General features: G+C 69.4%; 18 protein-coding genes and 1 tRNA gene. 7 read left to right on the forward strand and 12 right to left on the reverse strand.

Annotation, left to right across the window (positions count from 1 at the left end):
* The first annotated feature begins 220 nt into the window (after positions 1-220).
* A complete protein-coding gene (locus C472_RS01835) occupies positions 221-1,288 on the forward strand; it encodes a zinc-dependent alcohol dehydrogenase family protein (RefSeq protein WP_006628081.1) in 1,068 nt (355 codons plus the stop codon).
* A gap of 58 nt (positions 1,289-1,346) precedes the next feature.
* Here C472_RS01835 and C472_RS01840 read toward each other — a convergent pair whose 3' ends face one another.
* From C472_RS01840 to C472_RS01855, 4 genes are all read right to left on the reverse strand, one after another.
* Positions 1,347-2,075 carry an amino acid ABC transporter ATP-binding protein gene (locus C472_RS01840; protein WP_006628082.1) on the reverse strand — a complete coding sequence of 243 codons (729 nt, stop codon included), beginning with the start codon at positions 2,073-2,075 and terminating at the stop codon, positions 1,347-1,349.
* Positions 2,072-2,911, reverse strand: a complete 840-nt coding sequence (locus C472_RS01845) for an amino acid ABC transporter permease (protein WP_006628083.1) — start codon at positions 2,909-2,911, stop codon at positions 2,072-2,074. The genes C472_RS01840 and C472_RS01845 overlap by 4 nt, the downstream gene beginning before the upstream one ends.
* Positions 2,912-2,986: 75 nt before the next feature.
* Positions 2,987-3,811: a basic amino acid ABC transporter substrate-binding protein gene (locus tag C472_RS01850; protein ID WP_006628084.1), complete on the reverse strand. Its 825-nt coding sequence runs from the start codon at positions 3,809-3,811 to the stop codon at positions 2,987-2,989.
* 135 nt (positions 3,812-3,946) lie between these two features.
* Complete coding sequence (locus C472_RS01855) at positions 3,947-4,786, reverse strand: COX15/CtaA family protein (RefSeq protein WP_006628085.1); 840 nt, start codon at positions 4,784-4,786, stop codon at positions 3,947-3,949.
* Positions 4,787-5,135: 349 nt separating this feature from the next.
* On the opposite strand from C472_RS01855, the gene C472_RS01860 reads away from it, so the two are divergent.
* Positions 5,136-6,638 carry an MATE family efflux transporter gene (locus C472_RS01860; protein WP_006628086.1) on the forward strand — a complete coding sequence of 501 codons (1,503 nt, stop codon included), beginning with the start codon at positions 5,136-5,138 and terminating at the stop codon, positions 6,636-6,638.
* A 41-nt stretch (positions 6,639-6,679) separates the two neighbouring features.
* On the opposite strand, the gene C472_RS01865 is transcribed toward C472_RS01860, so the two are convergent.
* The gene (locus C472_RS01865; RefSeq protein ID WP_006628087.1) at positions 6,680-7,135 is read right to left on the reverse strand and encodes a DUF5814 domain-containing protein; all 456 of its coding nucleotides are present in this window, start codon (positions 7,133-7,135) and stop codon (positions 6,680-6,682) included.
* Between the two features lie 163 nt (positions 7,136-7,298).
* On the opposite strand from C472_RS01865, the gene C472_RS01870 reads away from it, so the two are divergent.
* Positions 7,299-7,371, forward strand: a tRNA-His gene (locus tag C472_RS01870).
* Between the two features lie 145 nt (positions 7,372-7,516).
* On the forward strand, positions 7,517-7,987 hold the full coding sequence (locus tag C472_RS01875) for an FKBP-type peptidyl-prolyl cis-trans isomerase (protein ID WP_082238219.1): 471 nt from the start codon (positions 7,517-7,519) through the stop codon (positions 7,985-7,987).
* 106 nt (positions 7,988-8,093) lie between these two features.
* Here the strand turns inward: C472_RS01875 and C472_RS01880 are convergent, their stop codons facing one another.
* From C472_RS01880 to C472_RS01890, 3 genes are all read right to left on the reverse strand, one after another.
* Entirely contained in the window at positions 8,094-8,654 is a 561-nt protein-coding gene (locus tag C472_RS01880; RefSeq protein ID WP_006628089.1) for a hypothetical protein, read from the reverse strand.
* A 131-nt stretch (positions 8,655-8,785) separates the two neighbouring features.
* Positions 8,786-9,520 carry an MBL fold metallo-hydrolase gene (locus C472_RS01885; protein ID WP_006628090.1) on the reverse strand — a complete coding sequence of 245 codons (735 nt, stop codon included), beginning with the start codon at positions 9,518-9,520 and terminating at the stop codon, positions 8,786-8,788.
* Between the two features lie 153 nt (positions 9,521-9,673).
* The gene (locus tag C472_RS01890) at positions 9,674-10,849 is read right to left on the reverse strand and encodes an HD domain-containing protein (protein ID WP_006628091.1); all 1,176 of its coding nucleotides are present in this window, start codon (positions 10,847-10,849) and stop codon (positions 9,674-9,676) included.
* Between the two features lie 532 nt (positions 10,850-11,381).
* On the opposite strand from C472_RS01890, the gene asd reads away from it, so the two are divergent.
* On the forward strand, positions 11,382-12,428 hold the full coding sequence (gene asd, locus C472_RS01895; RefSeq protein WP_006628092.1) for an aspartate-semialdehyde dehydrogenase: 1,047 nt from the start codon (positions 11,382-11,384) through the stop codon (positions 12,426-12,428).
* Positions 12,429-12,945: 517 nt separating this feature from the next.
* Here the strand turns inward: asd and C472_RS01900 are convergent.
* A complete protein-coding gene (locus tag C472_RS01900) occupies positions 12,946-14,925 on the reverse strand; it encodes a 3-hydroxyacyl-CoA dehydrogenase/enoyl-CoA hydratase family protein (RefSeq protein WP_006628093.1) in 1,980 nt (659 codons plus the stop codon).
* A 165-nt stretch (positions 14,926-15,090) separates the two neighbouring features.
* On the opposite strand from C472_RS01900, the gene C472_RS01905 reads away from it, so the two are divergent.
* On the forward strand, positions 15,091-15,696 hold the full coding sequence (locus C472_RS01905) for a DNA-3-methyladenine glycosylase family protein (RefSeq protein ID WP_006628094.1): 606 nt from the start codon (positions 15,091-15,093) through the stop codon (positions 15,694-15,696).
* Between the two features lie 82 nt (positions 15,697-15,778).
* Here the strand turns inward: C472_RS01905 and C472_RS01910 are convergent, their stop codons facing one another.
* Together C472_RS01910 and C472_RS01915 are read right to left on the reverse strand one after the other, a co-directional pair.
* Positions 15,779-16,225 carry a hypothetical protein gene (locus C472_RS01910; RefSeq protein WP_006628095.1) on the reverse strand — a complete coding sequence of 149 codons (447 nt, stop codon included), beginning with the start codon at positions 16,223-16,225 and terminating at the stop codon, positions 15,779-15,781.
* Between the two features lie 87 nt (positions 16,226-16,312).
* The gene (locus C472_RS01915; RefSeq protein ID WP_049906194.1) at positions 16,313-17,668 is read right to left on the reverse strand and encodes a putative ATP-dependent zinc protease; all 1,356 of its coding nucleotides are present in this window, start codon (positions 17,666-17,668) and stop codon (positions 16,313-16,315) included.
* Positions 17,669-17,806: 138 nt separating this feature from the next.
* Here C472_RS01915 and C472_RS01920 point away from each other — a divergent pair, with 138 nt between their 5' ends.
* Entirely contained in the window at positions 17,807-18,868 is a 1,062-nt protein-coding gene (locus tag C472_RS01920) for a succinylglutamate desuccinylase/aspartoacylase family protein (RefSeq protein WP_006628097.1), read from the forward strand.
* A 47-nt stretch (positions 18,869-18,915) separates the two neighbouring features.
* On the opposite strand, the gene C472_RS01925 is transcribed toward C472_RS01920, so the two are convergent.
* A complete protein-coding gene (locus tag C472_RS01925) occupies positions 18,916-19,434 on the reverse strand; it encodes a hypothetical protein (protein WP_006628098.1) in 519 nt (172 codons plus the stop codon).
* Positions 19,435-19,691: the final 257 nt, after the last annotated feature.

Raw genomic sequence — 19,691 nt, forward strand, 5'->3', positions numbered from 1 at the left:
TCCGACACGTGTCAACGAGTCTATCCGACCGATATAAACCTTACCCGACTATCGCGTGTCATACGATTAGATCAAGTTTAAAACACGCGAAATAATAGGTGCGGGCGGTCCCGCGGCCGGCTCGGGTGCGAAGCCGCCGGCCCCGATCGGGAGTGGTCGAGAGCCGGGAGCGGCCGGGACCGGCGAGAGAACTTTGTCCCGTCCGCCGGTGTGTGGTCGTATGCGCGCAGCGATCCTGCGAGAGTACGGCGAGCCGCTCGCGGTCCGCGACGTGCCGGCCCCCGAGCCGACACCCGACGGGGCCGTCGTCCGCGTGGAGGCCTGCGGCGTCTGCCGCAGCGACTGGCACGCGTGGGCGGGCCACGGCGAGTGGGCCGACGACCGGGTCCCGCGCGGCCAGATCCTCGGCCACGAACCGGCCGGCGAGGTCGTCGCCGTCGGCGACGAGGTCGGCCGGTTCCGCCCGGGCGACCGGGTCGTGGTCCCCTTCTCGCTCGGCGACGGCACCTGTCCGTACTGCCGTCGCGGGGCCGGCAACGTCTGCGAGGACGGGCGCGCGCTGGGGTTCGAGCCCGACGCACAGGGCGCGTTCGCCGAGCGGGTGGCCGTCCCGGCGGCCGACTACAACCTCGTCGAGCGCCCGCCGTGGCTCGGCGCGACCGCCGCCGCGGCGCTCGGCTGTCGATACATGACGGCGTACCACGCGCTCGCCGAGCGGGCGGGCGTCGGCGGGGGCGACGCCGTCGCGGTCCACGGCTGCGGGGGCGTCGGCCTTTCCGCGGTCCAGGTCGCCGCGGCGCTCGGCGCGCGCGTCATCGCGGTCGACGTGGACGACGACGCGCTCGCGCTGGCGACCGACTCCGGCGCTGACGCGACCGTGAACCCGACGGACGCCGACTCGCGGAGCGTCCCCGAGCGCGTCCGCGACCGCACCGACGGCGGCGCGGACGTGTCGGTCGACGCCTTGGGGATCGCCGAGACCTGCCGGAACTCGGTCCGGTCGCTGCGGCCGCGCGGCACCCACGTTCAGGTCGGCCTCACGACCGAGGCCGAGCGAGGTGAGGTGTCGCTCCCGACCGACTGGATGACCCGCTGGGAGATCTCCTTTATCGGCTCGCGCGGGATGCCGCCGACGAGCTATCCGGACCTGTTCGCGCTGATCGAGGCGACCGAGGTCGACCCCGCCGCGTTAGTCACCGACGAACTGTCGCTGTCGGAGGTGTCGGGGCGGCTCGCGGCCATGGACGAGTACGACGCGCGCGGCGTCGAGGTCGTCACCGACCTCTGAACTCGACGCGGAGGGACCGACAACGGCCGCGAGGGACGGATAACAGCCGTGAAAGACCCTACAGCAGCCGCGAGAGGAACTGTCGACCGCGCTCGGTCCCTGGCTCCTCGAAGAAGGACGCCGTCTCGGTCCGCTCGACGACCCGGCCGTCGGCCATCAGGACGATGCGGTCGCCGACCTCCCGGGCGAACCCCATCTCGTGGGTGACGAGGACCATCGTCATGCCGTCGGCCGCGAGCCCCTCGATCACGTCGAGCACTTCGCCGACGAGTTCGGGGTCGAGCGCGCTCGTCACCTCGTCGAACAGCATCACCTTCGGCTCCATCGCCAGCGCCCGGGCGATGGCGACGCGCTGCTGTTGCCCGCCCGAGAGCGCGTTCGGATACGACTCGGCCTGGTCGGCGAGGCCGACCCGGTCGAGGAGCTCCGCCGCAGCCTCTCTCGCCTCCGCCTCGGGCCGGCCCTTCACCTTCTCCGGCGCGAGCGCGACGTTTTCGAGGGCGGTCTTGTGCGGGAAGAGGTTGAACGACTGGAACACCATCCCGATCTGCTGGCGGATCTCGTTCACGTCCGTCTCGATGACGGACCGCCCGTCCAGCCGGATGTCGCCGGCCTGTATCTCCTCCAATCGGTTCGTACACCGGAGCAGCGTCGACTTCCCGGAGCCGGACGGCCCGATGACGACGACCACCTCCCCCTCGTCGACGGAGAGGTCGACGTCGTACAGCACCTGCGTGTCCCCGAACGACTTGTCGACGCCGTCGAACTCCACGAGCGGACGGGTCACGCCTCCTCACCCCCGTCGGCGTCGCCGCCGGACCCGAGCCCCGACAGCCGACCGAACATCCGGCTGTCCGACCCCCAGTCGGAGCGGCGCTCCAGTCCGTTGACGAGCTGGCTCATCGACATCGTGATGACGAGGTAGAGCACGCACACCCACACGAGCGGGGTCCACGGGTCGAGCTGGTTGCTGTTGATGTTTCGGAACACGCTCATGATCTCCGGGACGGCGATGACGGTCAGCAGCGAGGTGTCCTTCACGAGGATGATCTGGTCGTTGCCGATCGCCGCGAGCGCGTTCCGCCACGCCTGCGGGAGCACGACCTCGCGCAGCGCCATCACTCGGGACATCCCGAGCGACCGCGCCGCCTCCATCTGGCCGTCGGGGACGGCGTCGATCCCGCCGCGGATCGCCTCGCCGACGTACGCGCCGTGGTTCAGCGTGAGCCCGATGATCGCGGCCGGGAGCGCCCAGTCAGGGAACGGGAACTCCCCGGTCGCCCACAGCCGCGGGACGCCGAAGTAGATGACGAACAACTGGAACAGAAGGGGGGTACCGCGGAAGAACTCGACGTATCCCTTCGCGATCCGCCCGGTGATTCTCGACGTCGAGATGCGGCCGAGCCCCACGAAGACGCCGAGGGTCACGGACAGCAGGCTCGATATCACGACGATCTGGACGACGAGGAAGAACGCCTCCGCGAACCGCCGGGCGATGAGCGGCGAGGAGAGCAGCTCGTAGTCGACCTGCGTCGAGAGGATCCACGCGAGCAGTCCGCCGATGGCCAGCACGAACCCGCCGGCGGCCGCCTCGCCGACCCGCTTCACCAGCCGGTCGCGCATCAGTACGCCGCCGCTCGATTCCGATTCGGTCTGTGTTGCCATTGGGTATCAGGTGAAACGACGAAGCGGGGAGACTCAGGCCTGGAAGTACTCGTCGTAGATTTCGTCGTACGTCCCGTCGTCGCGGATCGCCTGGATGGCCTCGTTGACCGCCTCTCGGAACTCGTCGTCGTCCTGCCGGAACGCGATCCCGTACTCCTCGACCGTCAGCGTGAGGTACGGCGGTGCGTCGTCGCGGTCGGACGCGACCCCCTCGCCCTCCAGGAACTCGACGTCGTCGTTCTCCGCGGCGAACTCGCCGCTCACCGTGTTGTCGTTGATGACGGCCGACACCTGGTTGTTGAGCAGCGCGTCGAACGCGCCGTTGATCTGGTCGTAGCTTTCGATCTGGAGGTCGCCGTCGAACTCCGCTTGGAGGTCCTCGGCGGCCGCCTCGCCGGTCGTTCCCTTCTGGACGCCGACGGCCTCGCCGCGGAGGTCCTCCCGGGACGTGATGTCGCTGTCCTTCAGCAGCAGGACGGTCTGGTACGCGGTGAAGTACGGGTCGGAGAAGTCGACGCGCTCGGCCCGCGACTCGTTGATCGTCATCGCGCTCATGATGACGCGGAAGTTCGCGTTGTTCAGCGACGCGATGATCCCGTCGAAGGAGGTCTCCTGGAACTCGAACTCCCGGTCGAGCTGCTCGCCGAACACCGCCTCGGCGATCTCCACGTCGAACCCGACGAGGTCGCCCGCCTCGTTCCGGTACTCGAACGGCGCGTACGGGATGTCCGAGCCGATCGTGATCGTTTCGCCGTCGCCGCCGCCGCCGCCGCCGATACAGCCGGCGGTGGCCGCCAGGCCGGTCGCGCCGACCGCGGTCAGGTACTGTCTCCGATCCAGCGAACTGGGTTCGTCCATACACCGTTGCTCGGTTGATCACGGTTTCAACGTTTCGACCGCAGATCAGCAATACTTGCCGCACGCCGTGGATCTGACAGGGTCGTTCCGGACGTACGCGGCGTCGGGGGACCGGTTCGCGGCCGACCCGCGCGGTCAGTCGCCGCCGATCGGCGCGGTGCCGTCGCGCACCTCGTCGACGCCGCGGAGGGTCCACGCCGCGCCCGCGGCGAGCGCGACCGCGACGCCGAGCGCGACGAGGTTGATCTGCTGCCACGTCGCCGTGTACAACACGAGGTCGCGGCCGAGCAGCAGCGTTCCGACGAGCGCGGCCATCGACCCGGCGGCGAGCGCGCGGACCGTCCCGGCGGTGCCGGCGTCGAGCCCGTCGTACCGGTTCCGGGCCGCCTCCGTCGCGTACGCGATCGTCGCGACGAGCCCGAGGTGCCCGGCGAGCCCGGTGACGTAGAAGGCCGCCTGCGCGGGCGGGGCGTAGGTGAGGAACGGAACCGCCCGCGAGAAGAGCGCGCTGGCGACGATGCCCGCGATCGCGATCCCCGCGGCGACGCGGAGCAGCCGCGCGTTCCCGCGCCCGCCGCCCCAGATCGTCGCCAGTCCGAGCAGCGTGAAGATCGTCAGCGCCACGATCAGGTGCGCCGCGTGCGTCGACACCGTGTACCCGCCGGGGACGAGCCCGCTGAGGGTGACGGTGATCGCCCCGACGGTGATCTGGAGCGGCAAGATCGCGACCGCCAGCGTGGCCGCGAGCTTCGTGCGGCGCTCGAACCCGGAGCCGAGCCACGTCCACCCGGCGACCCCGATGATGAGGAAGCCGGTGACCATCGCCCACGCCCGGTGGAACCACTCGATGAAGTCGGGGTTGATCGTGAGCGCCGGGATGAGCTGGTCGGAACACAGCGGCCACTGGGCCTGACACGCCAGCCCGGACCCGGTCGCCGCCGTGTAGACGCCGAGCGAGAAGAGGACGAGCGTCATCCCCGTCGTCGCCGCCGCGTATCGCCTGAACGTTAGCCACGCGGGCCGAATACTCATTGGCCGATTTCGGGCGCGCGCGCACTTAGACCGTTCGGCCGCTCTCCGCGTCCGGGAAGGTTCGGCCGCTCTCCGCGTCCGGGAAGGTTCGGCCCCTTCCCCGTCCGAGAAACGCGACGCCGCCGCCCGCCGGCTTCCGAACGCTTTTGACTGACCAGTCAGTCAGTATCGACAACGACCGAATGGACGACACGGACCGACCGATCCCCGACACCCCGCACAGTTCCCCCCGCGGCGCGTCCAGTCCCCCCGACGGGCGGGACGGCGCGACCTCCCGGGAGGTGACCCGCTGATGGGACTCCGCGACGCGGTCGACTCGCTGTTCAAGGGGGCCGACGACCTGGAGCTCACCTCCGGCGACATCGGCTGGCCGCTCTTCTTCCTCTCGCTGCCGATCGTCGTCCAGAACCTCTTTCAGGTGCTGTACAACCTCGCCGACACGTTCTGGCTCGGCCGGTACAGCACCGAGGCCCTGTCCGCGATCACGTTCGCGTTCCCCATCGTCTTCCTGATGATCTCGCTGGCGCTCGGCGTCTCCGTCGCGGGGAGCGTCCTCGTGGCACAGCACACCGGGGCCGGCAACGAGGAGCGCGCCGCCTACGCCGCCTCCCAGACGATGGCCTACGCGGCCGTCATCTCCGTCGTGCTGGGCGTGCTGGGGTACGTCTTCGTCGACGACATCACGGCGCTCCTCGGCGTGAACGAGACGGTCGCTCCGCTCGTCGTCGAGTACATGCGCGTCTACGCGGTGGGGCTGTTCGCCGTCTTCGGCTTCGCGGTGTTCATGGCGCTCATGCGCGGCTACGGCGACACGGTGACGCCGATGTACGTCATGGCCGGCTCGGTGGTCCTCAACATCCTCCTCGACCCGGTCTTCATCTTCGGGTTCGAGGCGAACCCGCTGTTCGGCGTCCTCGGACTCGGGGGACTGGAGGCCGCGGCGCTCGACGCGACCGGGTTCACCGGCTGGGGGATCGCCGGCGCTGCGATCGCGACCGTCGGCTCGCGGGCGCTCGCGCTCCTCGTCGGCCTCCGGATCATGTTCCGCGGCGACCGCGGCGTTCAGATCCGGCTCTCGGAGATGCTCCCGGACCCCGAGTTCGGGAAGACCGTCCTCGGCATCGGGCTGCCGGCCTCCGCCGAGGGGGCGGCGCGGTCGGTGTCAATCACCGCGCTCCTCGTCGTGGTCGCGACCTTCCCGAACGCCGTCAGCGGGGCGTACGGTATCGGGACGCGGATCTTCTCCGTGATCTTCCTGCCGGCGCTCGCCGTCTCGCAGGGGATCGAGACGATGACCGGACAGAACATCGGTGCCGGGGAGCTGGACCGCGCCGCCGACACGAACCACTTCGGGGCGCGCGCGATGCTCCTCCTGCTCACCGTCGGGGGCGGGGTGATCGTCCTCGCCGCGAGACCGATCGCGGGCGTCTTCTCGCCGGATCCGGCGGTGGTCGACCACGCGACGACGTTCCTCCGCGTGAGCGGCCTCTCCTTCGGGTTCATCGGCGTGATGCGCGCGTACACCGGCGGGTTCCGCGGCGCGGGCCACACGATGATCGCGGCCGTCATCTCCCTGATCACGCTCGGGTTCGTCCGGCTCCCGGTGGCGTGGGTCGCTGCCGAGCCGCTCGGCACGATGGGGCTGTGGATCGCTTTCCCCGTCTCGAACGTGGTTGGCGGGGTCGTCGCGTACCTCTGGTTCGAGCGGGACACTTGGCGCGACGGGAACCTCACGGAGAGCGAGCCGTCGGCAGAAGAGATCGGACCGGGCGTCGCGTCGCCCGAAGACGACTGAGTCGACGGGTCCCTCCCCGCGGCGATCGAACGCTCCGATCGCTACCCGGACAGCTCCCGCTTCCGCTTCCGCGCCCGCTCGGACATCTCGCCGTTGCCGTCGACGTCGGCGAGCGTCTCGATGGCCTCCAGCTTCCTGACGGAGTCGTCGAGGAACGAGAGCACGTCGCCGGTGTACGCGTACACCATGTAGTCGTCCGTCATCACGTCGACGATGGCCTGCGGGCCGAGCCCCTCGGCGCGCAGTTCGAGGACGTACCGCATGAACTTCTCCTCCGGGCAGCCGCAGTAGGGGTTCGAATCGCAGTCGCAGTCGAGGAAGTCCTCGGCGAAGTCGAGGACGCGGTCCCGGGTCGTCTCGTCGAGCTTCGAGAGGCCGTCGCCGGTGAACAGCAGATCGAGCGTCGCGCCGGCGAACGCCCCCTTCGGGATGTTCGCCTCCAGCTGGGAGGCGAGCTGCCGGTGGTTCTTCACGTAGATCTTGTCGGTAAAGGCCACGAGTTGGCGTCGCTACGCCCGCGACCCTCAAAAACGACGCGGTGGTCGAAAACGGGGCCGACGGTCGGTTCGGACCGCCGCCCGGCACCGGTCGCCACTCTCTGCCACGCCGTCCGGGAGTCGTAACCGTTATTTATCGAAGCGGGGTAGTTGACGACGCGTGTCCGGGTTAGGGTAGTGGACTATCCTTCAGCCTTGTGGAGGCTGAGACGCGGGTTCGATTCTCGCACCCGGACCTTTTCCGACGAACGGAGCGAGGAGTGGAACGTCCGAACGGCGAGACTGAATCCTGCGAGACGAGTTGGAGGCTTCGCCGCGGGCGGGCCGCGACCGCCGTCCGCGCTACGACGGCCTTTCCCGTGTGGCGCGTCTCACCCCCGTGTGGCGATATCTACTGGCGACTCCGTGACGCTGGAGTACACCGGCCGACTGGACGACGGGACGGTCTTCGACACCTCGCGAGAGGACGTGGCCGCGGAGGCCGGTCTGGCGGAGGCACAGCCCGACAGGGAGTTCGCGCCGCTGACGGTCGAAGTGGGAGCCGAGGAGGTCATCGAGGGAATGGACGAGGGACTCGTCGGGCTGGAGTCCGGTGAGACCGCGACCCTCACTCTCCCCCCCGAAAAGGCGTACGGCGAGCGGACCGACGAGCGCGTTCGGGAGTTCGAGACGGAGCAGCTTCGAGAGATGCTCGGCGGGCAGCTCCCCGAAACGGGCGACCAGCTCGAAGCTCAGGGCGGTCAGTTGGGGGACGTGGTCCACGTCGACGAGGAGGTCGTGCGGGTGGACTTTAACCCCGACCTCGCCGGGGAGACGCTGGAGTTCGAAGTCGAAATCCTGAACGTCGACTGATCGCTCGGAGACCCCGGCGGCGGTTCGCGCCGGCGTCCGTCCGCGCGGACGCGGCGGTCCGGTCGAAGCGGGCTGTGCTCCGGAACCCCGCTTCGCTTGCGGTCTCTTACCGCAGCCCTTCGAGGATCTGGAGGTAGCGGAACCCGGTCTCGCTGTAGTCCTTCGTCAACGAGCCCGCCGCCTCGCGGAGTTCGGTCATGCGCGCCGTGTACGTCTCGTTGAGCACGAGCCGCACCCTGACGCCGTGGTCGGCCTCGGTCCGCTCGGCGACTTCGGCCAGCCCGTCGGTCTGATACCCCTCGCTGACGTACGGGGCCCACAGCTGGATCTCGGCCAGTTCGAGGTCGTCGAACACCCCCCGCAGGTAGGCGACGATGCGCTCGAACTTCTCCGTGATCCGCTCTAAGCTGTACTGGTAGCTGTCGTTGCCGTAGTCGGCCCACTCGTCTGTGTCCGGCGACCCGGAGTAGAGCTGTCCGTCGAGGTGGGTGATAACCTCGCAGGCGACGATCCGCTGGCCCTCCGGCGTCGACTTCACGCCGAGCACGTCGAGCTCCATCTGGTCGCCTCGCTCCATCGACCGCTGGTTGTACGTCACGAGGTCGCACTCCTCGATGACGCGGAGGTACGCGCCGACCAACTGCTCGCCGGGCTGTGGGTGGGTCATGGGACAGGGTGGTCGCGTCGTCTGATAAACCCCTCCGGCCGTCGGCCGGGCGGTGCCCCCCGTCGCGGCGGTCGTCGGGTAGCGGAGAGGGCCGGGTCAGACGGAGGCGAAAACGCCGGGCAGGCGCGGAATCAGAACTCGATCCGCTCGCCGTCCTCCGGGACCAGCACGTCCACCGTCTCCGCGCGCAGCTCCTCGCGCGACAGCAGGCAGTGGTTGATCGCCTCCATGTGGACCACGGCGACCGCGGCGTCGGTCGCCTCGCGCACGGCGGCGACGTCCTCGACGCCCATCGTGATCGGTTCGCCCTGGTTGAACCGCGCCGCGCCGCCGTTGAGGACGACCGCGTCCGGGTCGGACTCCGCCAGCGTCTCCGCCACCGGCTCGTACCAGACCGTGTCGCCGGCGACGTACAGCGTCTCGTCGCCGTCGAGGACGAACCCCGAGACCGGTCCCATCCGCTCGGCCAGTTCGCCGTGCCCGTGGCGACCCGGCGTCCGACGGAGGGTGACCCCGTCGAACGACGCCGTCTCTTCGACGGGCCGGACGTCGGTGAACCCCTCGTCGACGAACGCGTCCGCCTCCTCGGGCTGGCAGAACAGCGGCACGTCCGCGTCGAGCGCCTCCCTCGCGGCGTCGTCGAAGTGGTCGGGATGGCGGTGGGTGACGATCACCGCGTCGTGCGAGGTGTCCACGTCGGGCATCGGCACGAGCGGGTTCCGGCGGTCGTTCGGGGTGTCGTCGATCGGCGGCGTCGCGCCCTGCTCCGCGAACAGCGGATCGACGAGGAACGTCGTCTCGCCGACGGTCGCGAGGACGGTCGCGTTGCGAACGAGAGTGACGTCCAGACCGGTGTCTGTCGACATGGCCACCCTTCGGCGAGCGGCGGGTTGTGGCTTACGACGGGGGCGATCCGGGCGAGCGGCGCGCCCGGTCCCGCCCGCTGTGCGGCCGGGAGCGACGACCCGGTCAGAGCGACCGACGGATCCGGACGGCGACTTGAGCGTCACTCACGGCTATCACAGCGCGAAGTACTCCTGCGCGGCCGATCGCACGGCGTCGACGTCGCTCCGCGGAGAGTACACGCCGAGGGTCGTGTTCCGCCGCTGAACGTCGACGAGGTGCGACGGCGTCGGCGAGATGTCCGAGAAGTCACGGATCCCCTCCGGCATCGCGATGCGGACGTTCGTACTCGCTTCGCTCGGAAGCGACGGCAGGTCCACTATCACGTGATGTGGGTGGACGCCGGCCTCGGTCGCGATCCGCTCCTCGATACGCGTCGGATCGTCGTGCTCGGTCGCAATCTCGCGGACGGTATCGCGCCCGATCGTGTTCTCGTTGACGTAGACCGCGCGCTTGTACAGGTCCCGGTTCGCGATCCGGGTGTACAGCCGGTCGCTCCCCCGTTCGGGGAGGTTCTCGTGTCCCTCGTACTCCAGCAGATGGGTGTGGAGCTGGTAGTCGTCCCACGTCAGAACGTCTTCCGCCGTGTACGACGTATCGTCGAGGAGCCCGTCCACCGCCCGTCTGAGCATCGCCTCTGCGATTCGCGTCGCGTGGTGCCCGGCGATCGTCTTCATCATCCTGAGCCGAGCCGCGAACATGTCCTCGATCGCCTGTACCGCCTTCTTGTCGAACACTATCTGCTCATCGCGTATCTGCGCGAACTTGACGATCGTCTGGACGTCGACGCTGCTGTTCTGAAACCCGGTCCGACGGGCGTCGCGTTGAAGGTAGTCGAGTCGGTCGGCGTCGATGTCCCCGGCGACGATGTCGTACTTCGTCCGCCCGTGAATTATGTCGATGACGAACTCGGGGTCCGGGTCGTAGCGGTCCTCGAGCTCGCGGATGACCCGCTCGGACTGCCGTTCGTGTTCGAACCCCAACCGCTCCTCGATCACCTCTTCGAGGGCGTGCGAAAACGGGGAGTGGCCGACGTCGTGGAGGAGCCCCGCGATCTTGTACGCCTGTACCTCGTCCTCGGGCAGTCCCAGCGACGCGGCCAGTTCGCCGGCGAGGTGCATGACCCCCAGCGAGTGTTCGAACCGGGAGTGCGTGGCGCTCGGGTACACCGCGTCCGACAGTCCGAGGTGGGCGACTCGGCGGAGTCGCTGGACCGGCGGCGTGCTTATCACGCGCAGTTCCATCTCGTTGGCGGTGATGAAGCCGTAGAGCGGATCGCGGATGTTCTTCACTAGCCACCCGTCTGTTCAGGCGTATCTAAACGTTTCGGGAGGATCCAGTCACCGGCGGCGGGCGGGCCTCCGTCGCGTCTCGGTCCGTCCGGTTCGTCGTCCGTCCGACTCGGCTCGGCCGAGACGGGGTACCCTCGCCGCTCCGGTGGATTCACATCGATTGTAAGGGAGAGTGCCCCGCCGCTGTCTGTGAATTTTGAGGTGTACGCCCGCAACACTAACGACCGGTCTCATCTCCGGCGCTGTCTCTTATACACATCTCTGATGGCGCGNGGGCGGCCGCCTGCGCGGCGACGGGCGGGTCGCGTGTGCGACCGGTGTGACGCGCCTGGGTTCTCCGCGCTGTCATCGCTCCCATCGGGGAGTACTCGGGCGGGGACTGATGGCGCGCGACCGACCGTAACGCACGGAGGCGCTTAACGGTCCTGCTCGGTCGCTCGATCCGTCCGCGGTCGGGGCGTCCGCCCGTCGCGCCCGGCGGAATCGGCGCGTATCCGAACGCACTTACGTCCCTGTCACGGACCCACGCGCAATGTCAGTCCGAGTCGGCATCCTCGGCGCGACGGGCGCTGTGGGCCAGCGGTTCATCCAGTTGCTCGACGATCACCCCACCTTCGACCTCGCCGCCGTCACCGCGAGTTCGGAGAGCGCGGGCGAGACCTACCGCGAGGCGGCCAAGTGGCGCGTCGACGCGCCCATCCCCGAGGACGTGGCCGAGATGGAGGTCGCCGAGACCACCCCCGGCGGGATCGCGGACGACGACGTCGATCTGCTCTTCTCGTCGCTGCCCTCAGGGGTCGCTGCGGAGGTCGAGCCGGCGTTCCTCGAAGCGGGATACGTCGTCTCTTCGAACTCCTCGAACGACCGGATGGCCGAGGACGTTCCGCTCACCATCCCCGAGATCAACCCCGGCCACCTCGACCTCATCGAGGTCCAGCGCGACGAGCGCGGCTGGGACGGGGCCCTCGTCAAGAACCCGAACTGCTCGACGATCACGATGGTGCCGACGCTCGCGGCGATCGACGAGTTCGGGCTGGAGAGCGTCCGCGTCTCGACGCTTCAGGCCGTCTCCGGGGCGGGCTACTCCGGCGTCACCTCGATGGAGATCATCGACAACGCCATCCCGCACATCGGCGGCGAGGAGAACAAGATGGAGACGGAGTCGCGGAAGCTGCTCGGCGAGTTCGACGGCGCGGCGGTCAGTCTCCACGACGCCGACGTGGCCGCCTCCTGTAACCGGATCCTGACGCTCGACGGCCACTTGGAGAACGTCTTCGCCGAGTTCGCGGACGACCCCTCGCCCGCGGACCTCCGCGAGGCGATGCGCTCGTTCGAGGGCGCGGGCGACCTGCCCAGCTCCCCCGACCAGCTCATCAAGGTGTACGGCGACGACGAGCCGGAGCGCCCGCAGCCCCGCCTCGACCGCACGTACGCGGGCGGGATGGGCATCGTCGCCGGCGGCGTCCAGTCGACCGACGCCGGCGCGAAGTACAACTGCCTCGCGCACAACACGATCCGCGGCGCGGCCGGTGCCTCGCTCCTCAACGGCGAACTGCTCGTCGAGGAAGGGTACGTATAGACCGCCACTCCGCTACCGACGCTCCGACTGCGGTTTTTCGAACGTGACCAAACTGAAAAGCGACAGCCCTGCGGTGCGGTGGCGCGTGCCGGCGAGCGGTCGCCGGAGGCGACCGCGAGTCGCACGCGCGAGGGAGTCGCGAACGGTGCGAGGTGCGAGCGAAGCGAGCACCTCGAAGCGAGCGGCGGAGCCGCGAGCAGTGAGCGACGAGGCTGGGGAGGCGTGAGGTCCGGGTGGTGCGGGGGCGGGACTCGAAGGGGCAGCCGCGAGGACGAAGACGCGCGACGCAAGGACCGCAGAGAGTGAGCGAAGCGAACGACTGCGGACCGCAGCGAGCGCATCGAGTCCTCGCGGCTGGGGCTTCGGAGGAGTCCGTGTCGATCGCCCGTTTATAAATGGTAGTCACGTACAGCCGAGACGCTGAGACTCTCTCGGCGATCGCCCCCGTTTCTTTCCGGTTCGCGTCTCACCGGTCGCCCGGTGAGACGGAGCCGTTACCGTCGGCCTCAATCGGATCTCACTTCCCTTCGAACTCCGGCTCGCCGTCGCCCATGAACGCCGTGACGCCCTCGATGAGGTCGTCGGTGTTCATCACGTGGCCGAAGCCCATCGCCTCGACCTCCAGTCCGGCCTCGGTGTCCGTCCGGCCGGCGTGGATCGCGCGCTTCGTGTACTTCTGGGCGATCGGCGGGCCACCGGCGAGCTGTGCGGCCAGCTCCCGCGCCCGCTCGTCGAGTTCGTCGTCCGGCACGACCTCGTTGACGAAGTCGTAGTCGGCCATCGTCTCGGCGTCGTAGCGGTCGGCGGTCAGGATGATCTCCTTCGCGCGCCCCTCGCCGACGATCCGGGCGAGCCGCTGGGTGCCGCCCCAGCCGGGCAGCAGGCCGAGGTCGAGTTCGGGCTGGCCCAGTTCGGAGCGCTCGGAGGCGATCCGCATGTCCGCGGCGGTCGCGAGCTCCATCCCGCCGCCGAGACAGTAGCCGTCGATGGCGGCGATCACGGGCTTGTCGGACGCCTCGAGCTTGCCGAACGTCTGCTGGCCCTGCCGGGAGAGCTCGACGGCGTGGATCGGGTCCGCGCCGCCGGCGGCCATGCTCTGGACGTCCGCGCCCGCGGAGAAGGCGCGGTCGCCCGCGCCGGACAGCAGGATCGCGCGCACCTCGTCGTCCTCGTCGAGGCGGTCGATCGCGGTCGAGAGCTCGTCGAGCACCTCGCCGTTGACCGTGTTCATCCGGTGCGGGCGGTCGATCTCGACGTGCGCGACCCGCTCGTCGACGGAGACGTTCAGCACCTCGTAGTCGGGGCCGTCCCCCGCCTCCCCGTCGCCGCCGTCGGCGCGGAAGCCGCCCGCCTCGGCGGCCTCGCGCAGGTAGTCGGTCGCCTCGTAGCGCGCCTCGCCCGTCTCCTCGGCGAGGTCGTCGAGCGTCTCGACGAGGGCGTCGAGCCCCTCGGCGTCGGCCAGCTTGGCCGGGCCGTCGGGGAAGCCAGCGCCGAGCTTGACGGCCTCGTCAATGTCGTCGGCGTCGGCCACGTCGTTGCCGATCAGCCCGGCCGTCTCGTTGGCCATCACCGCGAGCAGGCGGCGGCTGACCGCCTCGTCGACCGCGTCGCTCGGAATCTGCGCGCCGTCGCCGTCGTCGTAGTCGTAGAAGCCCTTCCCAGTCTTCTTGCCGAGGTTCTCTTCTTCGACCTTCGCCGCGAGCGTCGGGCAGGGGCGGTAGGCGTCGCCGAGGACCTCGTGCATGTACTCTAACACGTGATACCCCACGTCGATGCCGACCTGATCGGCGAGCTCGAACGACCCCATCGGGAGGCCCATGCCGAACTTCGTCGTGGAGTCGACCGTCTCGATGTCCGCGTCGCCGGACTCGACGACCCACGCCGCCTCGTTCATCAGCGGGACGAGGATGCGGTTGACGATGAAGCCCGGGCTGTCCTTGCGGACGCGGACGGGCGTCTTCCCCATCGACTCCGCGAGCCCCTCGATCAGCTCCAGCGTCTCCTCGCTCGTGTGCTTCCCGGAGATGACCTCGACGAGGTCCATCCGCACCGGCGGGTTGAAGAAGTGCATCCCGCAGAACCGCTCGGGGCGGTCGGTGACCTCGGAGAGCTCGGTGATAGAGAGGCTGGAGGTGTTGGTGACGAAGACGGCCTCGTCGGGCGCGTGCTCGACGACTTCGTCGTACACGTCCTTCTTGATGGCCATCTTCTCGGGGACGACCTCGACGACCACGTCAGCGCCGTCGAGCGCGTCTTCGAGCTCGACGAACGCGTCGACGCGGTCGAGCGCGGCGTCGGCCTCGTCGTCGCCGATCCGGTCCTTCTCGGCGAGCTTGCCGAGCGACCACTCGATCTGGTCGTACCCCTTCTGGACGAGTTCGTCGTTGATGTCGCGCAGCGACACGTCGTAGCCGGCGAGCGCGGCCACCTCCGCGATGCCGTGCCCCATGTTTCCGGCCCCGAGCACCGTCACGCGCTGGACGTCTTCGAGCTGCATAGTTGAGGGTCGGAACCGTCATGGTTGAACGTTTCCATCTTCCAAACGCAAAACGCGCGGTGAGTTTATCCGACGAGTCCGCGGCTTCGGACGGACGGGGCCGCCGTCCCGATCGGGCGGTCCCGGAACCGAACGTACTCCCGCCTGCGGGCCCGTCGGTCGGACATGGACGACGCCGACGATCCGGTGCTGGCGACCCTGCGCGAGGACCCGACGATGGCGGCGCTGGTCGACCGCCACGGCCCCCTCGACGTGACGCCCGCGGACGACGAGTTCGCCCGGCTCTGTACCTCGATCGTCAACCAGCAGCTCTCGACCGCTTCCGCGGCGGCGATCCACGAGCGGTTCGTGGACGTCCTCGGCGGCGAGCCCACGCCCGAGGGCGTCCTCGCCGCCGACGAGGCCGAACTGCGCGAGGCGGGACTCAGCGGGACGAAAGTCGAGTACCTCCGGAACGTCGCCGCCGCCTTCCGCGACGACGAGCGCGCGTTCACCCACGAGGGGGTCGCGGGCGAGAGCGACGCGGCGGTCGTCGACCGCCTCACGGAGATCCGCGGCGTCGGCGAGTGGACCGCGCGGATGTACCTCATCTTCGCGCTCGGCCGCGAGGACGTGCTCCCCCTCGGCGACCTCGCGGTGCGGAAGGGGATCGAACGGGTGCACAACGACGGCGGGGACCTGAGCCGGGCGGAGATGCGCGACATCGCGGAGGCGTGGCGGCCCTACCGGAGCTACGGGACGCGGTACGTCTGGGCCGAGTACGAGTCCTGACGGCCGGGTCGCCGCCGCTCCCCCAGTCGGGGACGGCGGGGTCCGGGCGCGCTCGTCGCCGCGGGAGGCGGCCTCGACCGCGTCAGCGGCTTCGGGTCGTCGTCTCCCGGTCGGGCTCGGGGGCCGGCGACTGCTCCTCGGCCGCCGCGTCCTCGCGGTACAGCCGGAGAATCTCTTCGAGGAGGACGGCGTGGCGGTCGCCGGGGACGTACTGGTGGTCGATGAAGTCCTCCGCGTCGCTGAACCGCCCCCGGAGCGCGAGCTTCCGCACGAACGCGACGGAGTCGAAGAACGGCGGGCCGTCGTCGTCGCCGTCGCCGCCCAGTTCCCGCTCCGTCTGCGGTATCACCTCCGCCTCGATGGCCTCGTAGTCGATCGTCTCCGGCTCGTACTCGTCGAGGGTTCGGGAGAGCACGTAGTCGGCCGAGAAGCGGTAGAACTCCGATTTGCTCTCGAACTGCCCCTCCTCGACCAGCGATTCGATCTCCTCGACCACCGGCTCCGGAAACCGAACCGTGCTCTTCACCATGTGCCGTGGCATTGACACCCTCGGTCTTATAACTTCGTCAATCGGGGCCGCGTTCGGCGGGGTCCGAGTCCCCCCTGTGGGCGGGCGTCACTCCTCCTCTTCTAAGATCTCGCCCGCCTCGCCGCGTTCCGCCTCGTCGGTGTCGGCGCGCCGCCGCACGTCGACCCGGTAGTCGGTGAGGATGTCGCGGCCCAAGAGCAGCGGGTACTCCATGTGGCCGCGGTCCTCGACGCTGGCGGTGACGGTGTGCTGGTTGCCGCCGATGCCGATGACCAGGTCGACGACGGGACGCGCCTTCCCGCCCTTCACGCTGCCCGACTTGACGCGGGTCATGCTCTTGATCGGACCGGCCCCGATCTCGGCGGCGAGCTGGGTGTCGATGCTCGTCCGGGTCGCGCCCGTGTCCGACTTCGCGAGCGCCTGCGTGGAGCCGGACGTGCCGGTGACGACGACCTCCTCGATGTAGCCGATGTCGGGCTGCTCGGCGGGGGTCGGCTTCGGGGCGGGCGCACAGGAGGGCCGCGAGTCGTCGAGGCTGGCGGCCACGCGCTCGACCGCGTCGTCGTCGACCTCGCCGCCGACCGTCTCGACGGCGAGCTTCGCGATGTACGGGGCGGGGCTGGTCCCGGTCGCCTCGAAGAGCCCCTTGAAGCCGGCGGTGGGGTTCACCTCGAGGACGTACCAGCCGTCGTACCCCTCGACGAGGTCGACGCCGGCGTAGTCGAGGTCCATCACCTCGGCCGCGTAGAGCGCGGTGTCCGCGGCCTCGTCGGGCATGTCGTCGGTGGCGTCCTCGACCGCGCCGCCGAGCGCGACGTTGGTCCGCCAGTCGCCCTCGGGCGCGTAGCGGTACATCGACCCGACGATCTCGTCGCCGACGACGTACACCCGCAGGTCGCGGTGCTTCTCCGAGTCGCGCTCGATGAGCTTCTGGAGGAACGCCTGCCGGTTGCCCACCTTCGGGTTCACGCGCTCCGTGAGGTCGACCTTCCACGTCCCGCCGCCGTGGGTCCCGATCGCGGTCTTGTACACGCCGACCTCGCCGAAGCGCTCGCGGCCCTCGTTGAGGCGGTCGTTCGAGAGCGCCAACAGCGCGTCGGGCACGCGGATGTTCCAGTCGGCGAGCGTCGCGGCCGTGGCGAACTTGTGGATCGACGCCAGCACCGCGTCCGGCTCGTTCAACATTGGCCGGATGCGCTCGAAGGTCGTCGCCAGCCCCAGCAGCTCCGCGGGCTGGTCGGTGTTCGACAGCAGCAGGCGGTTCGCGATCACGTCGACGTCCGGCTCGACCGACACGTCGCCGTCCTCGACGCTGACCGCGGCGTTCTCCTCGCGGAGCCACACCGGCTCGTGGCCGAGGTCCTCGACCGCGTTACAGATCGCCTTCGTCTCCTTGCTGTTGTGTAGCGACAGCACTCCCACCCGTACCGAGTCCGAACTCATACGACCTCCTGCGCGGGGACCGCTAAAAATACGACCGATCGGCGCGTTCGAGCGACGGAGTGGTCCGATCGCGGAGCCCGGCGGCGGTCCCGACGCCGGGCCGCCATATATATACCCGCCGCCGTGTTCCGGTCCGGCATGAGCGACGACCGGGCGTTCACGTACAACGGCGGGGCGGTGCCGCCCGGCGAGACGCAGAACATCCGCTACGGCATCAGCGAGACGTACCTCAGCGACCCGGTGCGGATCCCGGTCACCATCGTCAACGGCGAGCGCGACGGCCCGACCGTCTTCCTCACCGCGGCCGCCCACGGCGACGAGCTCAACGGGATCGAGGTCGTCCGCGAGGTCGCCCACGAGTGGGACCTCTCGGATCTTTCGGGCACCCTCGTCTGTCTCCCCGTGCTCAACGTCCCCGGCTTCCTCGCACAGCAGCGCTACCTCCCGGTGTACGACCGCGACCTGAACCGGTCGTTCCCCGGGAAGCCGGGGTCGACGAGCTCGAAGCGCATGGCCCATCAGATCTACGAGAACTTCATCGCGCCCTGCGACTTCGGCCTCGACTTCCACACCTCCACCCGCGGGCGGACGAACATGCTCCACGTCCGCGCGGACATGACCGACGAGGCGGTCCACCGGCTCGCGCTGGCGTTCGGCTCGAAGGTGGTGATCGACAGCGACGGCCCGGGCGGCACCCTCCGCGGCGAGGCGACCGACGACGGCATCCCCACGATCACGATCGAGATGGGCGAGGCCCACCGGTTCCAGCGCCCGCTGATCGACGACGCGCTCGCCGGCGTCCGCTCCGTCTTCGCGGAGTACGGCCTGCTGGAGACCGACACCGTCCGCTGGCCCGGCTGGCGGACGATCGTCGCCGGCGCGGGCGAGAAGACGTGGCTGCGCGCGGACTCCGGCGGCATCGTCGACACCCACTTCGAGAGCGGGTCGCTCGTCCGCGAGGGCGACCGGATCGCGACGATCACCAACCCGTTCAAGGAGGACGCCGTCGCGGTCGAGGCCCCGTTCACCGGCCTGCTGATCGGCCTGCTGGAGAACCCGGTCGTCTACCCGGGCAACCCCCTGTGTCACCTCGTCGAGATCGGCGAGTCGACCCGGCGGGCGATCGAGGCCGGCAACGCGCCGACGCCCGTCGGCCAGCCGGAGCCCGTCGGCCAGCCGGAGCCGACCGCCTCTCGGTGAGGGTCGGCGGCGTGGAGCGGTCGCCGTCGCAGCGATCTCCGATTCCGTCAGTCCTCGCCGAGTCGCCCGCGGAGCCCGAGCGCGACGCCGGCGAGGACAGCGAGGAAGCCGCCGAGGAACGCGACCGGCTGGAGCAGGGCCCGCTGGGCGACCACGCCCCCGGGTTCGCGCTCGACGGTCCGGGTCCAGAACTCGTACCGCTCGCCCTCGTGCTCGACGATCAACAGCCCGTCGCCGGGCGTCGGCTCGACCGGGTACGACAGCGAGTCGACGCGCTCGTCCGGGTCCTCGACGCCGAACCCGCCCTCGGGCGAGTCGCGGGCGCGGTCGAAGGCCGCCCGAGCGTCGGGCGAGAGGTCGGCGTAGGCGACGACCGCGTCGGAGTCGTTGCCGGCGTCCGGATCGATCGGCGACTCGGGACCGACCGGAGCGCCCTCGCCCGCCGGCTGGACGGTGTGGGTGTACGCGGGATCCGGCTCGCCGACCGCGACGGGGAGATACAGCGGGTTCGCCATCAGGCAGACGCCGAGCGCGAGGAGGCCGACGACGACGAGCGGGGTGCGCATGTCGCTTTCGGGTTCGACGGGCCGGGAGTTGAGCCTTTCCGACTCGGCGGGCCGGTCCAAGGCCGATTACTCGGTAGCATGATCGTGTCAATTTATAATGCGGACTGTGAAAATATAGTCTACAGAAGTTCCATCTTCGGATACCTCGACTAATAATTGAAAAGCAAGTACGCTCTTGGGTAGAGGATTGTTGGTCAGTTCTCAGCTGGAGCTAGAAGTCACAGCAGGCAAGGGTGACGCAACCGCGTCACCCGACG

The organism is Halorubrum tebenquichense DSM 14210 (assembly GCF_000337415.1).
In the GTDB taxonomy this organism is placed as follows: Archaea; Halobacteriota; Halobacteria; order Halobacteriales; family Haloferacaceae; genus Halorubrum; species Halorubrum tebenquichense.